At 43.5% G+C, this 22,258-nt stretch carries 16 protein-coding genes and 1 pseudogene; 6 read left to right on the forward strand and 11 right to left on the reverse strand.

The genetic code is table 11. The annotated features are described in order from the left end of the window. Positions 1-28: 28 nt before the first annotated feature. Positions 29-1,313, reverse strand: a pseudogene (gene ltrA, locus VTAP4600_RS24985) (group II intron reverse transcriptase/maturase). 1,029 nt (positions 1,314-2,342) lie between these two features. Continuing rightward, positions 2,343-4,070: a bifunctional metallophosphatase/5'-nucleotidase gene (locus VTAP4600_RS24990; RefSeq protein ID WP_102525376.1), complete on the reverse strand. Its 1,728-nt coding sequence runs from the start codon at positions 4,068-4,070 to the stop codon at positions 2,343-2,345. A gap of 316 nt (positions 4,071-4,386) precedes the next feature. On the opposite strand from VTAP4600_RS24990, the gene VTAP4600_RS24995 reads away from it, so the two are divergent. Further along, positions 4,387-6,018 carry an ATP-dependent endonuclease gene (locus VTAP4600_RS24995; protein WP_102525377.1) on the forward strand — a complete coding sequence of 544 codons (1,632 nt, stop codon included), beginning with the start codon at positions 4,387-4,389 and terminating at the stop codon, positions 6,016-6,018. Between the two features lie 118 nt (positions 6,019-6,136). Here VTAP4600_RS24995 and VTAP4600_RS25000 read toward each other — a convergent pair whose 3' ends face one another. After that, positions 6,137-6,643, reverse strand: coding sequence for a DUF1097 domain-containing protein (locus VTAP4600_RS25000; protein ID WP_102525378.1), 507 nt, complete (start codon positions 6,641-6,643; stop codon positions 6,137-6,139). A gap of 226 nt (positions 6,644-6,869) precedes the next feature. Further along, positions 6,870-7,781, reverse strand: coding sequence for a LysR substrate-binding domain-containing protein (locus VTAP4600_RS25005; RefSeq protein ID WP_102525379.1), 912 nt, complete (start codon positions 7,779-7,781; stop codon positions 6,870-6,872). A 239-nt stretch (positions 7,782-8,020) separates the two neighbouring features. On the opposite strand from VTAP4600_RS25005, the gene focA reads away from it, so the two are divergent. Then, complete coding sequence (gene focA, locus VTAP4600_RS25010) at positions 8,021-9,475, forward strand: formate transporter FocA (RefSeq protein ID WP_102525380.1); 1,455 nt, start codon at positions 8,021-8,023, stop codon at positions 9,473-9,475. A gap of 185 nt (positions 9,476-9,660) precedes the next feature. Here the strand turns inward: focA and VTAP4600_RS25015 are convergent, their stop codons facing one another. From VTAP4600_RS25015 to VTAP4600_RS25025, 3 genes are all read right to left on the reverse strand, one after another. Continuing rightward, positions 9,661-10,230: a YceI family protein gene (locus VTAP4600_RS25015; protein WP_102525381.1), complete on the reverse strand. Its 570-nt coding sequence runs from the start codon at positions 10,228-10,230 to the stop codon at positions 9,661-9,663. Continuing rightward, complete coding sequence (locus tag VTAP4600_RS25020) at positions 10,227-10,772, reverse strand: cytochrome b (RefSeq protein ID WP_102525382.1); 546 nt, start codon at positions 10,770-10,772, stop codon at positions 10,227-10,229. The genes VTAP4600_RS25015 and VTAP4600_RS25020 overlap by 4 nt, the downstream gene beginning before the upstream one ends. Positions 10,773-10,993: 221 nt before the next feature. Then, positions 10,994-11,236, reverse strand: coding sequence for a DUF2164 domain-containing protein (locus tag VTAP4600_RS25025; protein ID WP_102525383.1), 243 nt, complete (start codon positions 11,234-11,236; stop codon positions 10,994-10,996). Positions 11,237-11,580: 344 nt separating this feature from the next. On the opposite strand from VTAP4600_RS25025, the gene VTAP4600_RS25030 reads away from it, so the two are divergent. Both VTAP4600_RS25030 and VTAP4600_RS25035 read left to right on the forward strand, forming a co-directional pair. Next, positions 11,581-12,219, forward strand: coding sequence for a hypothetical protein (locus VTAP4600_RS25030; protein WP_102525384.1), 639 nt, complete (start codon positions 11,581-11,583; stop codon positions 12,217-12,219). A gap of 295 nt (positions 12,220-12,514) precedes the next feature. Continuing rightward, positions 12,515-13,318 (forward strand): EAL domain-containing protein, encoded by an 804-nt coding sequence (locus tag VTAP4600_RS25035; RefSeq protein ID WP_102525385.1) that lies wholly within the window; start codon positions 12,515-12,517, stop codon positions 13,316-13,318. Here the strand turns inward: VTAP4600_RS25035 and uhpC are convergent. The 4 genes from uhpC to uhpT form a co-directional block, all read right to left on the reverse strand. Then, positions 13,315-14,646 (reverse strand): MFS transporter, encoded by a 1,332-nt coding sequence (gene uhpC, locus VTAP4600_RS25040; RefSeq protein WP_102525386.1) that lies wholly within the window; start codon positions 14,644-14,646, stop codon positions 13,315-13,317. The genes VTAP4600_RS25035 and uhpC overlap by 4 nt on opposite strands. 8 nt (positions 14,647-14,654) lie before the next feature. Further along, positions 14,655-16,214 carry a signal transduction histidine-protein kinase/phosphatase UhpB gene (gene uhpB, locus VTAP4600_RS25045; protein WP_102525387.1) on the reverse strand — a complete coding sequence of 520 codons (1,560 nt, stop codon included), beginning with the start codon at positions 16,212-16,214 and terminating at the stop codon, positions 14,655-14,657. Beyond that, a complete protein-coding gene (gene uhpA, locus VTAP4600_RS25050; RefSeq protein ID WP_102525388.1) occupies positions 16,214-16,822 on the reverse strand; it encodes a response regulator transcription factor UhpA in 609 nt (202 codons plus the stop codon). The genes uhpB and uhpA overlap by 1 nt, the downstream gene beginning before the upstream one ends. A gap of 161 nt (positions 16,823-16,983) precedes the next feature. After that, entirely contained in the window at positions 16,984-18,378 is a 1,395-nt protein-coding gene (uhpT, locus tag VTAP4600_RS25055) for a hexose-6-phosphate:phosphate antiporter UhpT (protein WP_102525389.1), read from the reverse strand. Between the two features lie 370 nt (positions 18,379-18,748). Here uhpT and VTAP4600_RS25060 point away from each other — a divergent pair, with 370 nt between their 5' ends. After that, positions 18,749-21,052 (forward strand): bifunctional diguanylate cyclase/phosphodiesterase, encoded by a 2,304-nt coding sequence (locus VTAP4600_RS25060; RefSeq protein WP_197708687.1) that lies wholly within the window; start codon positions 18,749-18,751, stop codon positions 21,050-21,052. A 106-nt stretch (positions 21,053-21,158) separates the two neighbouring features. Next, on the forward strand, positions 21,159-22,094 hold the full coding sequence (ylqF, locus tag VTAP4600_RS25065; RefSeq protein WP_102525390.1) for a ribosome biogenesis GTPase YlqF: 936 nt from the start codon (positions 21,159-21,161) through the stop codon (positions 22,092-22,094). The last annotated feature ends 164 nt before the right edge of the window (positions 22,095-22,258 follow it).

A 22,258-nucleotide genomic window follows, 5' to 3' on the forward strand; every position in this document is an offset into this window, starting at 1 on the left:
AACCGTACGTACGGACCTCGTATACGGCTCATGCACATTTCCATTCAGCATAATGGCTGAACACATATCCTGTCCTAACGTGTTCAAGATTCACTAATCCAAGGTCGTTAAACCATTGATTTGGCATCGAGTAACTGGCTAATGGACTCGCAGCATTTCTCCAACTATCCATACAGATATACCTGAATGACCCTTCGTAACCTAGCTGTCTTAGCCTGCGGTGGAGTCGGGTCGGTTTTTTTCCATAATCGTAATTGGACGCTGCGAAGTCTTCGCCTTAACCACGCGGCCAGTTTCTTAAACTCCCTGTTGGCATTCGCTATTCGAAAGTACTGGCTGAACCCTCTCAGAAGTGGATTCAGTTGTTTAATGACTTCTAACAATGGCTTACCGCCATTGCGTCTTGTCACTCGCTTCAACTTTCCTTTGAACGTCGACATTTTCTTTGGCTGAATACGGCTATAATGGCTACCGATTTCTATTCCAAGGAATTTCACACCTTCGCCGCTGTGCGCTATGTGTGATTTGGTTTCGTTCACCGTTAACTTGAGCTGTTTTTCCAGGACCTTCGTTGCCTGTACTTGCGCATTTTCTGCACCTTTACGGCTGCGACAGAAGATCAGTATGTCGTCGGCATAACGGACTATTCGATGTCCTCGCTTTCGCATCTCTTGATCAAACGCATCCAGATAGATGTTCGCTATCAGTGGGCTTATTACTCCACCTTGCGGACTACCTATCTCGGTATGCTGCCACTCTCCATCAACCATTACGCCACTTTTCAGGAACTGTTTGATGAGCTCCAGTACGCTACTGTCTGTGACTCGTTTCTTAATGCTTTTTAGAATAAGCTCGTGGTCGAGCTTATCGAAGCACTTCGATAAGTCCATATCTACGACGTGTTGCATTCCGTATCGACGGATGAACATCGTCGCTTTGTTTATAGCATCGTGACAACTTCGATTCGGTCTATACCCAAAGCTGGATGGGTGAAACTGCTCTTCGAAGATTGGGGTTAATAGATCATTTAGAGCTTGTTGGACAACTCTATCCCGTACTGTTGGGATCCCAAGTAATCGCACCCCACCATCATCTTTCGGTATTTCTACCCGTCTGACGGGTTGAGGGGTGTATCGCTTGGTTTTGAGTTCCAGAAGAAGTTGATCTAGGTTATCACTCAGATTTTGGGCGTAGTCGCTTAGGCTCTGCCTATCTATTCCGGCCGCGCCTTTCGCTTTCCACACTTTTTTAAATCCTTTATAGAGTCGCTCTTTGTGGAGCAAGTGACCATATAAACTGTAGTAAACTCTCAACTTTTTCCTTTAGATTGTGTGCCGTGTGGGGACAAATGCTCTCTCACAGTGTTGGTGTATTTCACTCCACTCTCTAGCCTTCTAGCTCAATGGCAATTTACTAGAGTGAGTCAGAGTTACTCCCTTGTACGGTTTCTCGCTTCAGTGCTTTGCTTTCACAAAGACCGAGACGGAATACCTCGATAGCTAATCAACTTGTATACCACTGAAAAAAAAACATCTGCTCATCACAGACTTAAAATGTACTTCATCCCTTCGCAACACCAGATTGCTTTTGGCAAAATGTTGTCCCATCAGACGTGTTACTGATGGTCAGCTCAGTTTTATCCTCCACACCATTACTGGGCTTCACCGGCCGAGCTTTACTCACTACTACGGATTCATCTGCCACCTCGCACCAACATAGATCTTGGCTCTCGCCTTGAGTTTATGCTTCCGACGTTGCTCGGATGTGGTGTCAGGCTTCCCCAGTTACTGCACTGGCTCCCTGTTAACAATGCCACCCTCAAGCACAATCTAGGTCTGATTGAGTATCGGGCTTCACGCTATTTTGCACGCTTACCCACCTAAATTGCCGAATCAGGTTCACTTTCGTTGTGTACTGTTAACTTCCTATCGCTTCCTTCAAACCCTGCCGTTGGCCAGCAACGCCCTTGCGATTCGGATTATCTTCCCCTCAATCAGGGTGATTTAGGCTTCTTTCAGCCTAATGGGTTTGCCAGCTTCGCTGGGCAAACAAAAAAGGAGCTTAATTGCTCCTTTTTTTATTCTGATTGAACTGAGTATCATAAGCCTGTCAACGGCACAAAATACACTAGTGCTGACCACGCAAAAACCCAAGCTACAACCATAACCGTATCGAGTAAATCAGTACTCCACATGGCATCCTCCAACAATTCGTGATTTCCAAAATAGGTCACCAACGGCAACCTATCGATTTCGAATCATCTCTCATTGTTAATATAGCAATATTCGTACCAATTTATTCATCTAGTTTAAGGCGTATTTTCCCACAATGTTAAGCACCGTTTACTTTGAGTGCTGCCAAGGGATGGGCTCTCGTTCGAATAGATCAGGCGTACTGCGTAATAGGTCGATAAAACAGTCCGCCATCGAGTACGTCGTGGTTCCTTCCCCTTCCATATTCAAAATGGCAAAGTACCCTTCTTTTCCCTTCATTGTGTAAGCCGTAGAACAACCACGGTATAGGCTATCACTTTGTACAGCATTCCAGACTCCGCTTTGTAGGATCGAGAGGTCGGTAACTCTTTCACCCATCGGTGCATCTGGCCGATATTGAAAACGAAGATTATGAGTATAAGGGTAACTGCCTGAGCCCGTACCATCAACGCCGTTTCCCGTCGCATTGTTAATCGCACCTTCCAACATCTGCTGTAAGTCGAGACCTCGAATATCGTAGTAACCCACCGGAATGGCAAACGGCAAGATTTTACCTGCTATGTCATCGACCGTAATGTTACCGGCTGACAGTGAGTTGCGAATTCCGCCCGCATTGTGAACTGAAAATTCAACATTGTAGTCCGATTTATTCATCATTTTGACAAACGACTCAGCGACCAGTGGGCCTAGCTGGCTGGGTCCCTCTTCGTCGGGTATGCGAACGTGCCTTAAATTGACCGGTGAATATCCGATTATTTGCGATTTAATTTCATTCACTCGAGGGCGGTATTTATTATCGAGAATCGCTTTTACAGCGGCATCTTTGGTACAGCGCACCACGTTAGGGTGTGCATAAATTTGCTGTTGGATTTGTTCATAAAGATGATCGTCCACCAGCTCATCTAAGCTTGCATCCATGCCCAACCTACGACCAACGAGTAATTCGTTACGTCCTTCAAAGCGCGTTACCTTGCCGTCTTTGTCAAAATCAATTTCGCAGTGCCCCATAAACTGAGCATAACACCCGGCTTGCACAATTCGAGTCTCGTTCACTGTAATGCCATACGCATCTTGCATCGGAAACCCCAGCTCAGTGAAATCGCCTTGTAACTGATGAGAATGGCCACCAACAATTAAACTGATACCATCAATCGCTTTTGCTAGTTGTTGATCGTCATCATAACCAAGATGACTTAGAAGAATGATTTTATTAATGCCAGCCTTGTGAATAGCCTGTACTGTTTGCTCGGCGACCATCGTTGCATTAAGAAACGGTGTATCGCTATCTGGGTTAGAAATTGCTGCCATTTTATCTAAAGACAAACCGAATAGTGCAACAGGCTCACCGTCGACATCAATCGTTAACCAGCTACCCACGCCATTGTCGGCTTGATAACTGTGTAAATTCGCCTTGGTCGACAACGGATTCTTTTTATGAGACTGCTCAGCAGACAGATCCCAGTTACTTGCAAGCATTGGGAACTCAACTCTATCGAGAAAATCAGCAACAGGTTCATTCCCCATATCCAGTTCGTGATTTCCTATTACCATCGCATCAGGCTTAATCGCATTAAGCATTTCAGCGTTGGCTTCGCCTTTGAATAGCGAAAAATACAATGTCCCTTGAAAACAATCGCCAGCGTGCAAAAACACAAATTTTCTATTCGCTTGCTTGGTTTGGTTTCTTAATTGTTCGATTCGATGAGCGATACGAGCAAAGCCGCCCACACTGACAAACGGTGACACTTGCTTGCCGTTGACACACAAGTGGAGCTGCATCGTACTTGGTTCAAAATAGGAGTGGGTGTCGTTAATATGCGCGAGCGTTAGCGCGGCAGGTTTGTTGATTTTATTCATAGTATTTTTTTCTTTTTATATTATTTATCATTCTGATTTCATTGTTAGTTTATCATAGGTCACATTTCGTGACAGTTAAATGACACTCCCGCTCCTCGCTTTTCCCTCAAATACAATCAATGCTCAACCTAGCCCACGCTATTCATCACTTGATGTCGCCTCTATGCGTCGTAGTTGAATGGCATAATCTGTACAATAAACAACCAAAAACTTCGTCTTATTTACTTCTAAGTACCTGTTATTTAATAACTGTGATCAAGAAACCGCTCAAGTTACCCAGACTCATATATGCTTAGTAATATACGGAGGTTGTTATATGCAGTTAGAGCGTATTGAAATTTCAGGCTTCAGAGGTATCAGAAGACTTTCTCTTGGCTTCGATGAGCTCACGACCTTGGTCGGTGAGAATACATGGGGCAAGTCGTCCTTACTCGATGCGCTAAGTGTAGCGCTCCCAAGCAATTGCATTCCATATCAGTTCGTTATTCAAGATTTTCACGTAGACTACTCCGCGTCACAACCTCAGTCGCAGCATCTGCAGATAGTATTGAGCTGGCGCACGAGTAATGATAACGAAGAACTAGCCGGGCGATATCGAAAAATTAAGCCCGTATGGACACAAGATGAAGACGGTGTTAAACGTATTATCTACCGCTTAAGTGCCACCAGAATCGACCATAAAGTCACAACCAAATACGTTTTTCTGGATCAAAACGGAACACCTCTCCCCTTGCACCACTGCCACAAATTTGCAGAAGAATTAATGGCTCTTCATCCGGTAATACGATTACGAGATGCACGACGCCAAAACCGAGACGAACTCAAAGAGATCAACAACTCTCGGGCTGAGAAACGCATAGAAAACACGACTAGACGTCTGTTTGCAAGCCCCGGTCATGTCAATAAAGGTGAGATGCGCAGCAGTTTGCTCTCAATGCAAAACCTGGTTGAACATTACTTTACGGTGAACGGACAATCTCGCAGTAACCCTCGTAGACAAAGGGACCGAATTTTCTTCGGTAGCTCCAATACCAATAAAAATGCGCTCAGCCAAATGGCAGAGAAAGGCAATAATAAACAAACTCGCCTCTTACTGATGGGGTTGCTCAGTGCGTTTATACAAGCCAAAGGCCCTTATGATCTAAGACGCTGTGCACGTCCGATTTTGATCATAGAAGATCCTGAAGGGAGACTACACCCAACCCACCTAATTCGAGCATGGAGTATTTTTCAATTGCTTCCCATGCAAAAAATACTAACCACTAACAGCGGTGATTTATTAGGCGCCGTGCCCTTATCTTCCATTAGGCGGTTAACACGTCAATCCGATAAAACAGTGGCATTCTCTATTCCCCCTAAAAAATTCGGTGATGATGAACTTCGTAGAATTGGCTTTCACATACGATTTCATCGCTCTAGCGCGTTATTTGCTCGTTGCTGGCTATTAGTCGAAGGAGAAACTGAGGTATGGCTGTTTAACGAGCTTGCTCGTTTATGTGGTTACAATCTCGCAGCCGAAGGGGTCCAAATCATTGAATTTGCTCAATCAGGCCTTAAATCCTTACTCAAAGTTGCGCAGGCCTTATCGATCGATTGGCACGTCGTTACCGATGGTGACCCAGCTGGCAAGAAATATTCTCATACCGTCCGTACGATACTAGGCAACGATCAAGAGAGGCACCGTTTAACCGAATTACCCGATAGAGATATCGAACATTTTTTGTATACGCACGGTTTTGAACCGTTTTTCCGGGAGCTTGTTCGTATACCACTTGATCATCCCATTCCGGCTAAGAAAGTCATCGCAAAGGCACTTAAAAAATACGCGAAGCCAGATTTGGCACTCGCTATTGTCAGCCACTGCGAACAACAAGGGCAGGAAGCGGTACCAATTTTGATTCGCTGGACGCTAAAGCGTGTCGTCAACATGGCAAACGGAAATACATAAGTTTGAGGCAATCAGATAAGCAGATAGGCAGATAGGCAGATAGGCAGATAAAATATATAGGATTAAGGCACTATCAAAATAATTGATGGCCTAGATGACCATCAATTATCGCAGGAGTTTATTGAGTGACTTTCGGTTTGATTTCTTTGGCATCTGACATCACAGAAACGTCTGATTCCGTCACCCATTTATGAACGTACAAACCGCTCGCCTTCATCAGGTAGCCAAACAAGCCCCCCACAAGTAATGATGGAATAACTAACTGCCAATTTGCGTCTGCCGCGAAAGTAGCGCACGAACCGATAAAAGTACCAGGAATGTAGCCAAGCCATGCCTGCTTCGCTTGTATGCACATGAAAAATGCGACCAATGCAGTAATGACGTAACCCAATATATCAAGAGAGACAAAAGAAGAGCCTTCAATGATCACCATTGCCCAAAATACACCAGACAAATTTGTTAGCATGCTAATGGATAGCCCTTTTAGACCATCATTTGGCGAAGCAAAATAGCTCGTACAGCCAAGAAAGCCTGCCCAACTGATCAACCCAAATGAAACTGCAACCCATCCCCATATTCCAGAAAGGATACCAGTGGTAATTGCAATGGCTAAAAGTACACTCATACGATGTTCTCGATAACGATTCAAAACGAGATAATAGCGTTAGGAGCGACTCATACCGAGACGCAAATCACACATAAGAGTAATTGATACTTTATGTTTGCATAGATTTGAGAACGCAAACGCTTAAACAACCCTGCAGGTTATCGAAGTTCCAATTAATAAATGACAAAACCAGCACAAGGCTGGCTCCATCGAAATACAAGCTTTATGGATATACAGGTTAAAACTAGCGACGCAAATTATTCATACGACCTTTCATCATTCTTAATCCTTCTCTTTTTATACAGTCAGCTAATGGATTTTCAACCATATCTGCGCGCCATATGAATGACAGAGTTCGATCCATTTTCAGTTCAGGTACGTTAAGTTCAACCAATTCACCACTAGCAATGAACTTTTCAACATCCAGAAAAGGTAAACAGCTCAGGTATGACCCATTTGCAACCATGCTACGTAAGACCGGAACGTGTTCGTATTCACGCCAAACATCGAGATCGGAAATAAGATTATTGATGTTGCTGTCAAACACTGTTCGAGTACCAGACCCCTGCTCTCTCAATACCCATTTGGCCTGCTCTAGTTGCGCTAAGCTGACCCTTTCACGTTGTGCAAACGGGTGATGAGCAGCCGCCACAACGGTTAGGTGGTCACGACACCACTCTTCTTGATTCAAACGGTTGTCGTCACAGCGACCTTCGATAATGCCAATATCATATTTATAATCTACGACATCTTCTATGACCTTCGAAGTGCTTTCCACATTTAAAGAAATTCTCATTTCCGGAAAATCATTATCAATAATACTGATAAGGTCAGGAACCAAATGCTCGGCAGGTGTTTGGCTGGCACAAATTCTGATTTCTCCACTCAACAAATGCTGATCGTAGAACCCCATTTCAATTTGTTGTGCATCTTGTAGCAGCTTCTTAGCTTTTGGTCTTAGCCACACTCCCCAATGGGTTAATGTCATACGCTTACCTTGTCTCTCAAACAGAGGCCGGCCTAACATTTTTTCCAATTGAGCGAGAGACATACTGGTAGCTGATTGTGTTAACGCAAGTTTATCAGCAGCTTGGCTCACACTGCCTGAATCTGCGACGGAATCAAATACGGCAAGTTGTTTCAAGGAATATCTCATCGTCTACCCACACAAGAACCACAAAATTTAATATGAAACTTATTTTACCTTGTTTTTTTTACTTATCAATAAAACTGATGCTGTTCTTTAAAATAATCAATTTTTCTCTTAGGTCGATCCTGCGTATTCTGAATTTGAGCCGCAAAACCTAAGCAACACCTTACATAAGAAAAGTAAACCAATTATGCAGGCTCATTCTATAAAGGAGATATTTATGTACTTGAGTCAGGGGAGCAAACATGTCCGCGTCTAACTCACAATTCAAACCTTTCATCGCCCCATACGAAATGATGGGAGAAGCTGAAAAGTTTGCACTGAGCAAAACCAGCAAATCGACAAGCATGACCATCAGCCTTGCCATTATGGCTGGCGCATTCATCGGCATTGCTTTTTTGTTCTATATAACAGTGACAACGGGGAGTTCTGCTGTTGGATGGGGAATTAGCCGTCTTGTCGGTGGTATCGCATTCAGCCTTGGCCTTATTCTCATTGTTATTGGTGGCGGTGAACTTTTTACCAGTTCGGTGCTATCAGCCATCGCATTGGCTAACAAGCAAATCAATGTCAAAAAGATGCTGTCAATATGGGGCAAAGTTTATGTCGGTAACTTTATCGGGGCAATTTTACTCCTTGCCTTGGTGACTGGTGCGGGTCTTTACCAATTAGATCATGGTCAGTGGGGATTAAACGCTCTAAATATTGCACAGCATAAATTACACCACACGCCATTACAGGCATTTTCTCTGGGTGTGTTATGTAACCTACTGGTTTGTCTGGCAATTTGGCTTTCATTTAGTGCGACTAACGCAATGACTAAGTCCGCCATGCTGATTCTTCCCGTCGCCATGTTTGTCAGTAGTGGATTTGAGCACTGTGTAGCAAACATGTTCATGGTGCCACTGGGCATCAGCATTCAAACGTTCGCTTCACCTGAATTTTGGGTTCAAGTCGGCGCAACACCTGCACAGTATGCCGATTTAAATTGGGGCCAGTTTGTTTCCGCAAACCTAATCCCTGTCACCCTTGGCAACATCGTTGGCGGCGCCGTATTGGTTGGCCTTGCAAACTGGTCCATTTACAGCCGCCCACAAATTAAAGCCGCTAACTTAAAAGCAATCACAACAACTCTAACAACGTCGTCAATTAAGGAAATTACTATGAACACTAACACTACAGTTAAAACGCTTATCAACGCTCCTGCTTTTTCGCTACAAGCTGACATGCCAACTGAGCTAGCAGTTGACTCGTTAGTAGGACAAAACCTTAATGGTGCGGCGGTGACTGATAAGAGCGGTCGCTTGGTCGGTTTCTTCTCTCTTCATGACGTACTCGTTGAACTCTGGTGCCAAGACTACATTCCAGTAAAGGGCCAAAAAGTGGTCGATTTAATGTCTCGCGACGTGGTGGCTATTGATGCGAATGATTCATTAGTCAACATCGCAGAGTATATCTGTTTAGACAAAGACCAGCTTTACCCAACAACAGATACGGGCATCGCGACGAGCTTTAATACCTTGTCATTAGAAGAACGTGCGAAGAGCCTTAAGAATACGAAGCCAAAGTCTTACCCAGTATTAGAAGGCGATACGTTTATTGGTACAGTAACTCGAATTGACGTGATGCGTGCACTTCGTTCTGTTTATGGTGAAAAAGCCGATGCTAACGTAAACCAGCCAGCGTTAGAAATTGCATAAGTGCTATTACTTCATAAGCACTGCTACTTCATAAGGGCGAACAATTCATAAGAACTAATAAAGCTTAGAAGCCCCAAATAGAAAAGTCGCTCTGACACCAATGGGTGTTAGAGCGACTTTTTTAATTAGCTTTTTAGTCAGACAGCTGGGCAGTGAATGTGTCCTATAAACATCTCGCTAATGTCTTACTTACGGATACCTTCCACGTGCATTTCCATGTCAACGTAGCTTGATGAACCCATCACTGGAATATTAAAGTCGGCAAGTTCTAATCGAGTTGAGCCAACAAAACCGGCGCGATATCCGCCCCACGGGTCTTTGCCTTCACCAATAAACGAAGCTTCAATAACAATCGGTTTGGTTACGCCGTGCAAGTTAAGGTTACCCTTTACTTCCAGCATCCCTTTACCCTTGTCTACGACTTCAGTACTTTCAAACGTTGCCGTAGAAAATTTACTAGCATTAATAAAGTCACCGCTGCGAATGTGTTTATCACGCTCTGAATGATTGGAGTCTAAACTGCGAGTATCAACGTTAACTTTAATAGACGAGGCCGCAACGTTATTTTCATCATATGAAAAGTCACCATCAAAAGTATTGAATCGACCTTTGATAAAACTATAACCTAAGTGGCTTACCTTAAAGTTGATTGAAGCGTGAGCGCCACTAGTATCAATCTTATAATCCGCAGCCGAAGCATGTAACGGAAGCAGAGCAGAAACCGCTAAGCCTAGTGTAAGTAGTGTTTTTTTCATTTCCTTTCTCCTATCATTTTTCGTAGCGTTTCGTCTTTGTCGACAAAGTGATGTTTTAACGCTGCGATTCCATGTAATGCGGCCAAACCAATGAGTGTTAAGGCGCTGTAATAATGAATGTTTCCGGCAATATCTGGCTGATTTTCAAATAACTCACCCATGCTTGGTACTGCAAACCAACCAAATACCTCGATTCCGCGTCCGTCTGCTGTCGAGATCAAGTAACCAGAAAAGAACATAACAAACAAAAGAGCATACATAGCAAGATGCACCCATTTTGCTGCCAGAATTTCCAATGGCTTGCCTTCAACCTTAGGTGACGCAGACAAATTTTTCCAAATAACACGAGCTAACGTTAAAAACGCCAACAAAATACCAATCGACTTATGCCAGTGAGGCGCTGTTTTGTACCATTCACTGTAATAAGTCAGATCGACCATCCACAAACCGACACCAAACAAACCAAACACTGTTAACGCAGAAATCCAGTGAAAAAAGCGTGAAAGCGCTGAGTAATGTTTAATTTCAGATTTTGCGTTCATAACGTTCCCTTTTCCGAGATGTAGCAACTTTGTTACAACTAAAGATGTTGATGAGAATTATTTCCCATAATGGCCATGGTAAAAAGATGGGAATGTTGACTGACTCATTCGAATTTTTCGAACGAGTTAAATTGAACTTTTTGATTAGTACATAATTTACAGTGTAAAGAGTCATATCAAATACGCAAAAAACAAGCTAAATCACTGTATTTTATTGCTATTTATTCATCTTTTTCTATTTCGTAAATACCATCGCTGACGTCCATCATTTTACTCTCGAACACCTTCAACGCATCGTTCAATGCTTGATTATAAATCGCGGGGCCAATCTTCTTAACCATAAAGTCCAAAAGGAAGTCAGCATCAAACTGACCTACCTCCAAATCTAGCTCGTCCTGTAAATAAGCTTGTAATTCAATGACTAACTCGTTTTTCCGTTTCGATTCAATTTTTATATTCGACATACTAAGCTCCAAGCGTAAACAGCACATATTGAAAACGTTAACTGAGTTTACATCAGCACAAGTTCAATAAAAATGACTCTAGCTCGAGGTTAACACTTTGATACTCTGTATATTGATGTTGATCGCACTAAGCTTCATTGTCTTTGAGTTAAGTAACAGAATCGAAGCAAACCTTTATATAATTGGGTACAGCTCTCAGTCTTATTTAGCTCAATCTACTATTGTTATTCGGTTGAGCCTTCAACCAGCGTTCTCTTCCGCGGGCTGATTATCGTCAACTTATTACTGCTATAAACTACAATTAACTGATTGATAGCAAAGACGCTATCACAGGAGAACACCTTTTGTTAAAAGATCTGGTCATTCAAGGATTGAACGCCTTTCAAACCGATTGTTTGTTGTTGTGTCAAAGCCATTACCCTACCGTACATAATAAAGGCATGAGTAATCATCATTTAGGTCTCGCTTTTGCACGTAGAATGTCGAGCCAATTTACTCACTTTGATCATCGGAATTACTTTGAAGCCATAGATAGTGGTCATGGGGAAACCCAGCCAAGTCATTTCCGTGTGAGCTCCGAGCTCGGAACGGTATGGGTGCATAGCCATCATTTAATTAATGCAAGTAAGAGCTGCAGAAAAAATATTTTAGAAGATATTAACCTGTGGCAAGCGGAATACGGATATTCGATTCAACCTAATGATTTACTCGTGGTCATCAGCGATCACTGGTTCAGTCGCAATAAAGCGAGCCGCGAGCTATTTTCTTGGTGGAATGAATCTATCCCTGACGACAATCACCTTTATATACAGCAAGGTATCAACCATTCTGAATGTGCTGCAAGCTTACGTACCGATTTAGAACGGCACTTTGATCTCACTCCCTGTTACATAAAGTACAGCCATCCTCTGCTCAAACCACAAAGCAAAAACTCGGTAAAAAAATACATTCAACTTTACTCAATAATTGAATGGCAGGGCTAAGTTATTGTTTTATTAATTATGCATATTAAATTAAACAGATCTAAAGAGCTTAAAACGAAAATAAGCCTCGCTACATATTCAGAAACAATCTATTATTAGACATTAAATTAACATGCTTAATTTATATATATTACCTTGTGATTATTATTTTTTATATATCAAGAAAACAACGTAAGCCATTGATTTTGTAAATATAAAAATAAGAACCCGCAAACACTTGACAAATAAATGATTCAAGTCAAAATTGCCACCCAAATTCGTTTTATAATTCAATCTTTGATTTTCGTAAATAACCATGATTCTATCAAGCATTAATAAGATTAATAATTGCATCCTACGGAAAAGTGATGGCGAGCATTACGCTCGCTTTTCCGGTTTAATGCTCAGAAGTGTTTTCCAACCCATATTCACAGCTGATGAAAATATTATCGGCTTAGAAGCATTATTGAGAATTCAATCTGAAGATGGAAGAACGATACGCCCAGACGATTTTTTTCATACTGATCTTTACTCAAATGAACTAAAAACCTCAATTGAAGCACTCAGCCGTGCAATCCATATCCTTAACTTTGCGCAGTCCGAATACAGCGATAAAAAGCTATTTCTTAACATACTGCCTGATCCGAAGTTTAATCAATTGGACGTTCATAAGAGCTCCGAGATACGTGAACACCTTGAAGCACTAGATCTTCAAAGTAACCAAATCGTGATGGAGTTTGTTGAACTCGAAGTCAAAGATAAAGTGTTACTCTCCCGAGTAAAGACCGTCATAGAGAAAAGTGGCTGCGCTATTGCCGTTGACGACTATGGCAGTAACGCCTCAAATAAAGAACGCGTTACCCTATTGAACCCAGAAATCGTCAAAATTGACCGCGGAATTTTGACCGCTTTTATGAACGGTCTTGTTGCCCCCCTAAATTCAGCATTGAAGGTTGCAGCTGAAGTTGGAGCAAAAACGGTTATTGAGGGTATCGAAACCAGAGAGCAGTTTGAACAAATGGTTCAACTTAAAATAGATATGTTCCAAGGTTATCATTTGGCGCAACCTGAACCGATTAGCATTCGAGCCAACCCCACGATTAACGGTATGGTTGGCTAGAAGGTTTTGAGTGTGTCATTGGGCGTTTGCGCTTTCAAAAATGGTAGCAATAACAAACCCACGACAGCTGAAGCCGATGCGATAACAATAAAGAACCCATTCCACTGATATTGCTCCATGATCAAGGCTAAAGGATATCCTGCTAGCGCAGCCCCCATATAAGCAAATAGGCCGACAAACCCGGTGGCCGCCCCGACCGAATCTTTGTGAGAACATTCAGCCGCCGCCATGCCAATTAACATCTGCGGGCCAAAAACGAAAAAACCGACCGAAAATAGTGCCGCCGCGTGAAAAACAAAACCCGTAATGGGCATTAACCAAAGCGCTGCAACCGACAAAAATATTCCCATGGCAAAAATGAGATTCATTGGCCCTCGGTTGCCACCAAATAATTTATCTGATCCCCAACCCGCCACTAGTGACCCAACGAACCCACCAATTTCGAACAAAGATAAAGCGCCATTCGCACGAATCAAATCGTAATGATGTTGCTCTGTTAAGTATAAATTTCCCCAGTCATTTATTGCGGTGCGTACTATGTAGACCAACACATAACTAAAGGCCAGCAGCCATATGTATTTATTGCGTAACACATACTTGCGTAAAATTTCTTTAGAACTCATGCCGAGCCCTTCATTTTCTTGTGCGAGCTCTAAGTGATCATGCCGCCAACGACCAACGGTTGGTAGCCCCATACTGGTTGGCTTATCTCTTAAACGCCAACACAAGTACAGACCAACCAGTACGCCTAAGCCTCCGGTCACGACAAATCCATGCCGCCAACTATAATGTAACGTAAGGTACCCTATGAGCAACGGAATGATCGCCCCGCCGACATTGTGGGCTGTATTCCACAATGCCCACCAAAAACCCCTTTCCGAACGCGAATACCAGGTGGTTAGTAACTTAGAACAGGAAGGCCAGCCCCACCCTTGAAACCATGCATTGAGCACCCAGAGCCCAGTGAACATTACGACGGAACTCGATAAACCAAAGACGACGTTGATGATCCCCGTGGCGATGAGACCAACCCCCATAAAATAACGAGGGTTTGAGCGATCCGAGATGATCCCAGAGAAAAACTTAGAGAAACCGTAAGTAATATAAAATAGAGTTCCTATCAGGCCAATGTCTGCTTTATCCAACCCCAGATCGGCAATCATTGCGGGCATAGCATAATTAAAGCTTTTACGTGTTAAGTAGAAAACAGCGTAGCCTAAATACATGGTTAACATTATGTGGAAACGCCAATAAGCGTACTGTTTACCGACCTCTTCACGAGAGTAATCATGTTGTACGATGGGAGAAGATTTAAGAAAACCGAGCATCAGAGAACCTATAAAATTGGTAACAGGACAGACAAATGAGTGCCACTTAATTCAGAAGAGGAGATCGAACCTTCAGTCTGTTCACAACACGCACTTTGCAATTCTATTTGCCCGCCTAGCGCCTGCACCCTTTCTCGAATTCCACGCAAGCCAAAGCCTTTAAGGTTATCCTGCGGCTTAAACCCTACACCGTTATCAATGATGGACAGTTTCACCCAATCGTCCACATCAACACGGATGCTGACCTCGGTTGCTTTTGAGTACTTAACGACATTATTGAGCGCTTCCTGACAAATACGATACACTGTCACGTTTGTCGCATCACTAAGCTCGGTTATCTTCCCGTGATTAAGTAATAAATTTGAGTCATCGGGAAGCCAAACCGTCGTTACTCGCATTCCATGCTCCTCAAACTCGAGATCTCTTACTAACTGTTCCACCGCTTCGCGTAAGCCAAAGTCATCCAGCGTTTTTGGCCTAAGCTTTGTAAGTAGCCCTTTAGTCGTATCATAGACATTTAATGATAAGCTCTCGATGAGGTCAGCACAGCGTTCCCCCATATTGGTTCTTTCCACTCGTTTTATGATGCTCGCTTGTGTTCTAATCGCGGTAATATTTTGTCCAATTTCATCATGCAGCTCTCTAGCAATGTCTTTTCTTACAGACTCTTCCGCTTTGATCAATTGTCGTGATAGGTTTTGATTTCGGCTTAACTCATCACGTAACTGTACATTCAAATCTCGTTGTCTTTGAATCCCTATTCCGAGCAGAATCCCAGTTAAACTCTGGGCAGAAAGTGACAGCAATAGATCCGTGACTTCCATATTTGAAACCCCACTTCTTGCTGCGATCAACGCAACACTATTCAATAGCGTTCCGAGTAACGCGCCTTGCCAACCATATCGAAACGCCAATAGAATAATGGGGATCGCCAAACAAAATGGCGCAAAACGACGAAGCTCTTCAGGTAATCCAACTTGCAATGCGATACTCAGCACGAACAAGACGGCATAGAGAAATACATGCCGGGTTCGAAACTCAATGTGCCGAGAGACAAGATTCGCGGTGAGTGGTATCCAAGTACTTTGGAAAAGATAGCTCCACACCAGATAACAACTCGGCACCAACATTAGGCCCCCGGTTATGCTGACTAAGAACACAAGCCCGATCGGATGACCATGACTTGCTATAAAAGCGGTATTGAGCAATGCGGTAAAAACAATCACCCCCGCCATGGTGCTTAAACGGCGCCACTGAGTACCTGCGTTGTATTTCTGGGCGTACCAAATGACAGGGATACTCGCAACACTGGCTGCCAGCACCGTAAGCCACTGAGGCTGATCCAAAAGAATCGCCAATGATATCGTTAAAAACCACTCAGCGCTGTACACAGCAGGCCAATATTTTTTCGGGGCATGTAGACTAACTCCGAGTCGGAGCGCAAACGGAAACAGTAAAATCGCAAGCTCTGCATCCATGACAAAGTAGTAGCCGATGACCCAAAGACAAAACCAGCTGGTTAGCATAAGGAACCAACCGCAAAGTGACATCACTACATAGTTTCGCATCAGATGCCATCACCTTGAAAATGCTTACATAGACCCACATTATTTTTGACGTTGAGTTTGTCCATCGCGTTAGCGCGGTGCACGTGTACCGTTTTGTGGCTTAAACCCAGTTCCAACGCGACCGATTTTACATCTAAGCCTGATGCGAGCATTTCACCAATCTGACGTTCACGTTTGGTGAGCTTATTCAAGCAACCAGCCTCTCTTCCACCAGACGCCAGCTTTAAAGCAACATCGGGCGTTAAATAGCATCCTCCAGCTGAAGCGGTGCGCACAGCTTGTATCAACTCGTCTGGACTACAACGCTTGCTAAGGTAACCTTTAGCGCCAGCCTCAAGCGCTTTTTCTACCATGGCCGCCGTATCGTGAACACTGAGCATGACGCACGCAATGGAAGACGGTATGTCTTTAAGAAGATCCAACCCACTTTCGTCGGGCATAGAAATATCGACGATACACACCATAGGCAGCGTTATAGGCAGACCCGCCCTCGCTTCTTTAGCGCTACCATACTCTCCGACTACATCAATATCGGATTCCAACGACAATAGCTGGGCAAACCCAGAGCGCACGATCATATGATCGTCAATCAGCGCAACTTTGATCATGGATGATTCTACCTATGTTTAAAAACGGGCTAAATTACTCTCAAACCTCTCGGTACGCAAGCAATTGGAGTCACGCAAGCAATGTAAGCCGTGCAATCTATAAAACCAAAAATGCCACCGTGAACTTACGCTCATGGTGGCATTCATTCTGTCACCCGACGTTATATCGCGTCAGATGCAGCCAGCAATTTCTTCGCTTGGCGTATCTTTTTCTCTTCGGCAATCGCAACAAACAAAAGTAATCCGATACAAATCACCGCAGAGGTGTCTAACGCTGCAAACGTACCAGCCCAACCTGTTAGACCAAAAATTGGCGTACCATCGGCAATCATACCCAAGCCAAGTTTTGCAAAACTGTCACCAATTAGGTACGCAAATGTGCCTTTTACGCCATCGGCTACACTGATGGCTTTTTTAGGAACGAAACCGACAGCAGCAACACCTATCAATAATTGTGGACCAAAGACCAAGAAACCTAAGATGAACAATGACCCTAAGTACATGTACTCGTTGGTCGCATGTTGATAAAATTCTAGGGCAAATATGATCAATACCAACGAAACACAAGCTACAAGCGCACGGCGACCATTGGCCAAATCGGATAGGTATCCCCACATCAATGTACCAACCAAGGCACCAACTTCAAACAACGTAAAACCTGAAATTGCTGTTTCTTTAGATAAACCCAACTCTTGATATGCGTAAACAGTTGACCACTGATCAATACCAATACGAACGATGTATAAGAAAATGTTCGCAAAGCACAATAGCCAAATTACTTTGTTTTTCAGCACGTATTCCATGAAGATTTCGCGCTTAGTCATCTGGTTTTCTTCAGTATCGATGTCTTCTTGGCTCAACTCTTCGTCAAACAGTTCCTCCACCTTACCTAGGCCATAAGCTTCTGGTGAGTCATTACCAAAACGTAGGCCAAAGAAACCCACAACAATCGCAATGATCGATGGGAAAACAAACATGCCAATCACATGGCCGTCAAACAGGTAGTTCGCACCAAATAACGCGACGCCCGCAGCACCTGCACCACCGACATTGTGTGACATATTCCATAAGCCTAAGTAACTGCCTCGTTTGTTGCGCGGCGTCCACTTGGTAATCGTAGAATAGCTAGAAGGACCACCCGTACTTTGGAAGAAGCCACTCAAGCCGTAAAATGCAATCATTAGGAACAAGCTAATGCTCGACCCGCCCAAGCTCATGCTGAAGCCGATCATTGCGATGCCTGAAAGAATCAACATGAAGGGTAGAAACTGTTTAGTGTTCTTTCCATCGGCATAATAAGAAACGACCGTTTTACCGATACCGTAAGTAATCGAAAAACCAAGACCAATTAAACCCAAGTCTGTCATCGACAAACCATAGGTCGAGATCATGTCGTTTTGCGCAACATTAAAGTTTTTTCGAATCAAATACATGGTTAAGTAACCAATAAATACAACCAGATATGATTGTATAAATGGTTTGAACCACATTTTGCGTCGTTGTTCTACAGGTAAGTCTAGGGTTGGTTTTCTAACCTGTTCTAGCAGTTTTAACATGTGAAATCTCCAGGATACTCACTAAAGTCCATCCATTTCGCGTGCTTTCCAAACAGAGTCATCACGCCAAACAGTCAAATTCATACTACGTCCCAAATTAAACGAACTATCGAGTGGTCAATTTATTGGTGCAGCTCTTATTGATGAAACTGATTGTAGAAATGATGACAGTGCCTGGCTTGAGAAACGGGCTTAACGTCATTAGGAAAAATTCCTAGATCGTTAGCTATGAAGAGGAAATCGTGAATAAGATCACAAACAAACAGTGTGAACATCGAGTAATAAAATGCATCTTTAGACAATACTTGGGTTAGAAGTCACTTTCTAACGAATAACCCTGTTCATTATTTGTATCGTTTTGTAAAATTAAATGAACATACCATTTGAGCGCCGTATACTAGTGGAATATAACCCTCCCGACAGAAACAAGCGTAACAAGTCCGATCTTATTGTTGGCTCCGAATCGTCTCGTTCGCGTTCAGAGACCCAAGATACAGACCGATTTTTGAATACGATGCGTCGCGTAAATCAAGATTCTTGGGACTGGGATATACAAACCGATGACGTCCACTTTTCATCACATTGGAAAATCAGGCTCGGGTACGAAGAAGACGACACCGCCCCCCCATTAACCCTTGCCTCTGTTATGCAGCCTCAAGAATGGCAATCACTCATCAGCGATGCCAAACAGTCCATCGTCACTCACTCAAATTCTTTTGAAGCCGAAATTCGATTACAACACAAAAGCGGCCATTATCTTTGGGTTCGCGCCAGTGCATTCACCCTGTTCACTCCAAACCAACGGCAGCACCTGATCGGTTCTCTTGTCGACATCAACGCGAAAAAAGAGCACGAAGCATTCAATACAAAAAACGCTCAGATTCTTGAGATGATCGCCATCGGTAAACAAGCGTCCGATGTGTACACTGAGATCGCAAAAATGTATGAAAGCAGGCATCAGGGGATGCGATGCTCAATGCTGGAATTAAAAGGCGACACCTTACTTCATGGGGGTGCACCAAGCTTACCAGATGAATACTGCAAGGCGGTGCACGGTCTAAAAAATGGCCCTAATATTGGGTCTTGCGGTACATCGACATACACCGGGAAACGCGTCTTAGTTGAAGACATCAGTACCGACCACAAATGGGCAAATATCAAACATGTCGCCCTACCCCATGGTTTACGCAGTTGCTGGTCTGAACCGATTAAAAGCTCGACGGGAAAAGTCCTTGGAGCCTTTGGTACGTACTATAACCATCCCGCTTTGCCAACGGAGCAAGAATCTAACGATTTAACATCCGCCGCTATGCTCGCCGGTATTTTGATGGAGCGAGACCAAAATCAGCAACGCATCCAAGAATTGGCTTTTACTGATCAACTCACCGGCTTTTCCAGCCGGGCGAGTTTGTATATAGAACTTCAAAAGCTCATTACTCATTCATCAAGCAATAAAAAATTCGCTTTGCTCTATCTCGATCTCGATAATTTTAAAGACATCAACGACAGCTTGGGTCACGACTTTGGTGATCGTCACCTACAAACCATTGCTCGTCATATCGAATCTGCGGGCTTTTCTTCGCACTTCCTAGCTAGGCTAGGTGGTGATGAATTTTGTATTGTCGTTGAAGAGGCTGATGATACTCACACGGCCGCAGAAATCGCGACTCAGTACCTTAATGCCATTTCTCAAACCTGTTACTTGTCAGGAAGAAAACACACCCAAACCAGCAGTATCGGCGTTGCTTTTTATCCGCAAGACGGCCATGACCTACAAAGTCTATTAAAAGCGGCGGATACAGCGATGTACACAGCCAAAGAGCGTGGTAAGAACCAATTTTCTTTTTACAGCCAGTCACTGACCGAAAAAGCAAAATATCGTCTTAAAGTTGAACAGTACCTTCGTGAAGCAATCGAACAGCAAAAGCTGTCTTTAGTCTACCAACCACAAATCAACCTAGAAAATGATCAATACGTGGGGCTAGAAGCTCTATCTCGCTGGCAACACCCAGAACTTGGCCAAGTCTCTCCATGTGACTTTATTGCCACAGCAGAACGCATAGGGATGATAAAGCCACTCACTGAACTGGTTCTTAAAACAGCCTGTCGCCAATTTATGATATGGCAGAAACAAGGCCTTGATCCAAAACGGATTGCTGTCAATATCTCGCCAAATCACTTTATAGACCCCGACTTCATCCCTTTGATTAAGCGCGTTATTACTGAAACGGGAATTCTTGCATCAAATTTGGAGCTGGAAGTGATCGAAACGGTCGTTCAAACAGAACATAAAAATCTGCCCGTATTCGAAGAGCTAAACAAGCTCGGAATTATCCTGTCAATTGATGACTTCGGTACCGGTTATTCCTCTTTCGCTTCACTTAAACACCTCAAGCTAGACTGTATTAAAATTGATAAGTATTTCATTGATGATCTTCTCACCGATAAAAAAACACGCCTACTGGTTGGCTCAATGATCGAAATGGCGCATAACCTCGGTTGTGACGTTATTGCTGAGGGCATAGAACACCCAGAACAAGTTGGCGTACTAAAAGAATTAAAATGCGACATTGCTCAGGGGTTTCTGTTTAGCAGGCCGACGCACGCGAATGGCATTTCAACACTGCTTAATAACGGCACGAATGGTTTGTATTCTCCTGATTCACATGGCTAGCAGCCTAGTCTCACGTGAATTCTCGGTTTCTGCTAATAAAAGCCTTTACCCTCTCGCATAAGCCATTACAATTGGCAGCAAGTTTAGTTATACAAGGTTTATCTCAATGTCTATCCAATGGTTTCCGGGACACATGCACAAAGCCCGTAAAGAAATCGAAGAAGTTATCCCTCAAGTAGATGTCATCATTGAAGTTCTCGATGCTCGCATTCCTTTTAGCAGCGAAAATCCAATGATCTCTACTTTGCGTGGCGATAAGCCTTGTGTGAAAGTGCTGAACAAACGCGACCTTGCGGATCCTGAGTTGACAGAGCTGTGGATCAAGCACCTAGAAAAAGAACAAGGTGTGAAGGCAATGGCGGTAACAACGTCTAATCCTTCCGAAATTCAGCAAATCATGGATACGGTACGTAAACTTGCTCCTCACCGTGAGCAGTTGGGCAAAAACATACGTACGATGATCATGGGAATCCCTAACGTTGGTAAGTCGACCATCATTAACTCGCTTGCAGGCCGTACTATTGCAGTAACGGGCAACCAACCAGCGGTTACACGTCGTCAGCAACGTATTAATCTACAAAATGGTGTTGTGCTGTCTGATACTCCAGGGATTCTGTGGCCAAAAGTTGAAAACCCACATAGTGGTTTCCGCCTTGCGGCAACGGGCGCGGTTAAAGACACAGCGATGGAATACGATGAAGTTGCATTCTATACCGTTGAATACCTTGCTCAGCAATACCCTCAATTGCTTAAAGAGCGCTATCAAATTGACGAGCTTCCAGAGTCTGACGTTGAGTTAATGGAAGCTATCGGCCGTAAGCGCGGTGCCCTGCGCTCTGGTGGTCGCATTGATTTACATAAATCATCTGAGATTCTGCTACATGAACTTCGAAACGGGACTTTAGGCCAAGTCACCCTCGAGCTTCCAGAGATGATTACAAAAGAACTGGTCGAAGTTGAAGCGGCAGCAGAGAAGAAAGCAGAAGAACAAATTAAGAAGAAAGAAGAGCGCCGTAAGCGTTATCTCAGAAATAAGAGATAAACGAAACATTATTGATAAAATACTAAAATGGGGACGTCGCTCCCCATTTTTACATTTATTATTTTGGCATTAACTCAGTAATGGTACTTTGTCTTGTAACGTGTATCATGCTTTCACATTGGTAGAATAAGCACAACTGACCACCTAATTTGGTCGAGGTAAGA

Source organism: Vibrio tapetis subsp. tapetis (assembly GCF_900233005.1).
GTDB lineage: Bacteria > Pseudomonadota > Gammaproteobacteria > Enterobacterales > Vibrionaceae > Vibrio > Vibrio tapetis.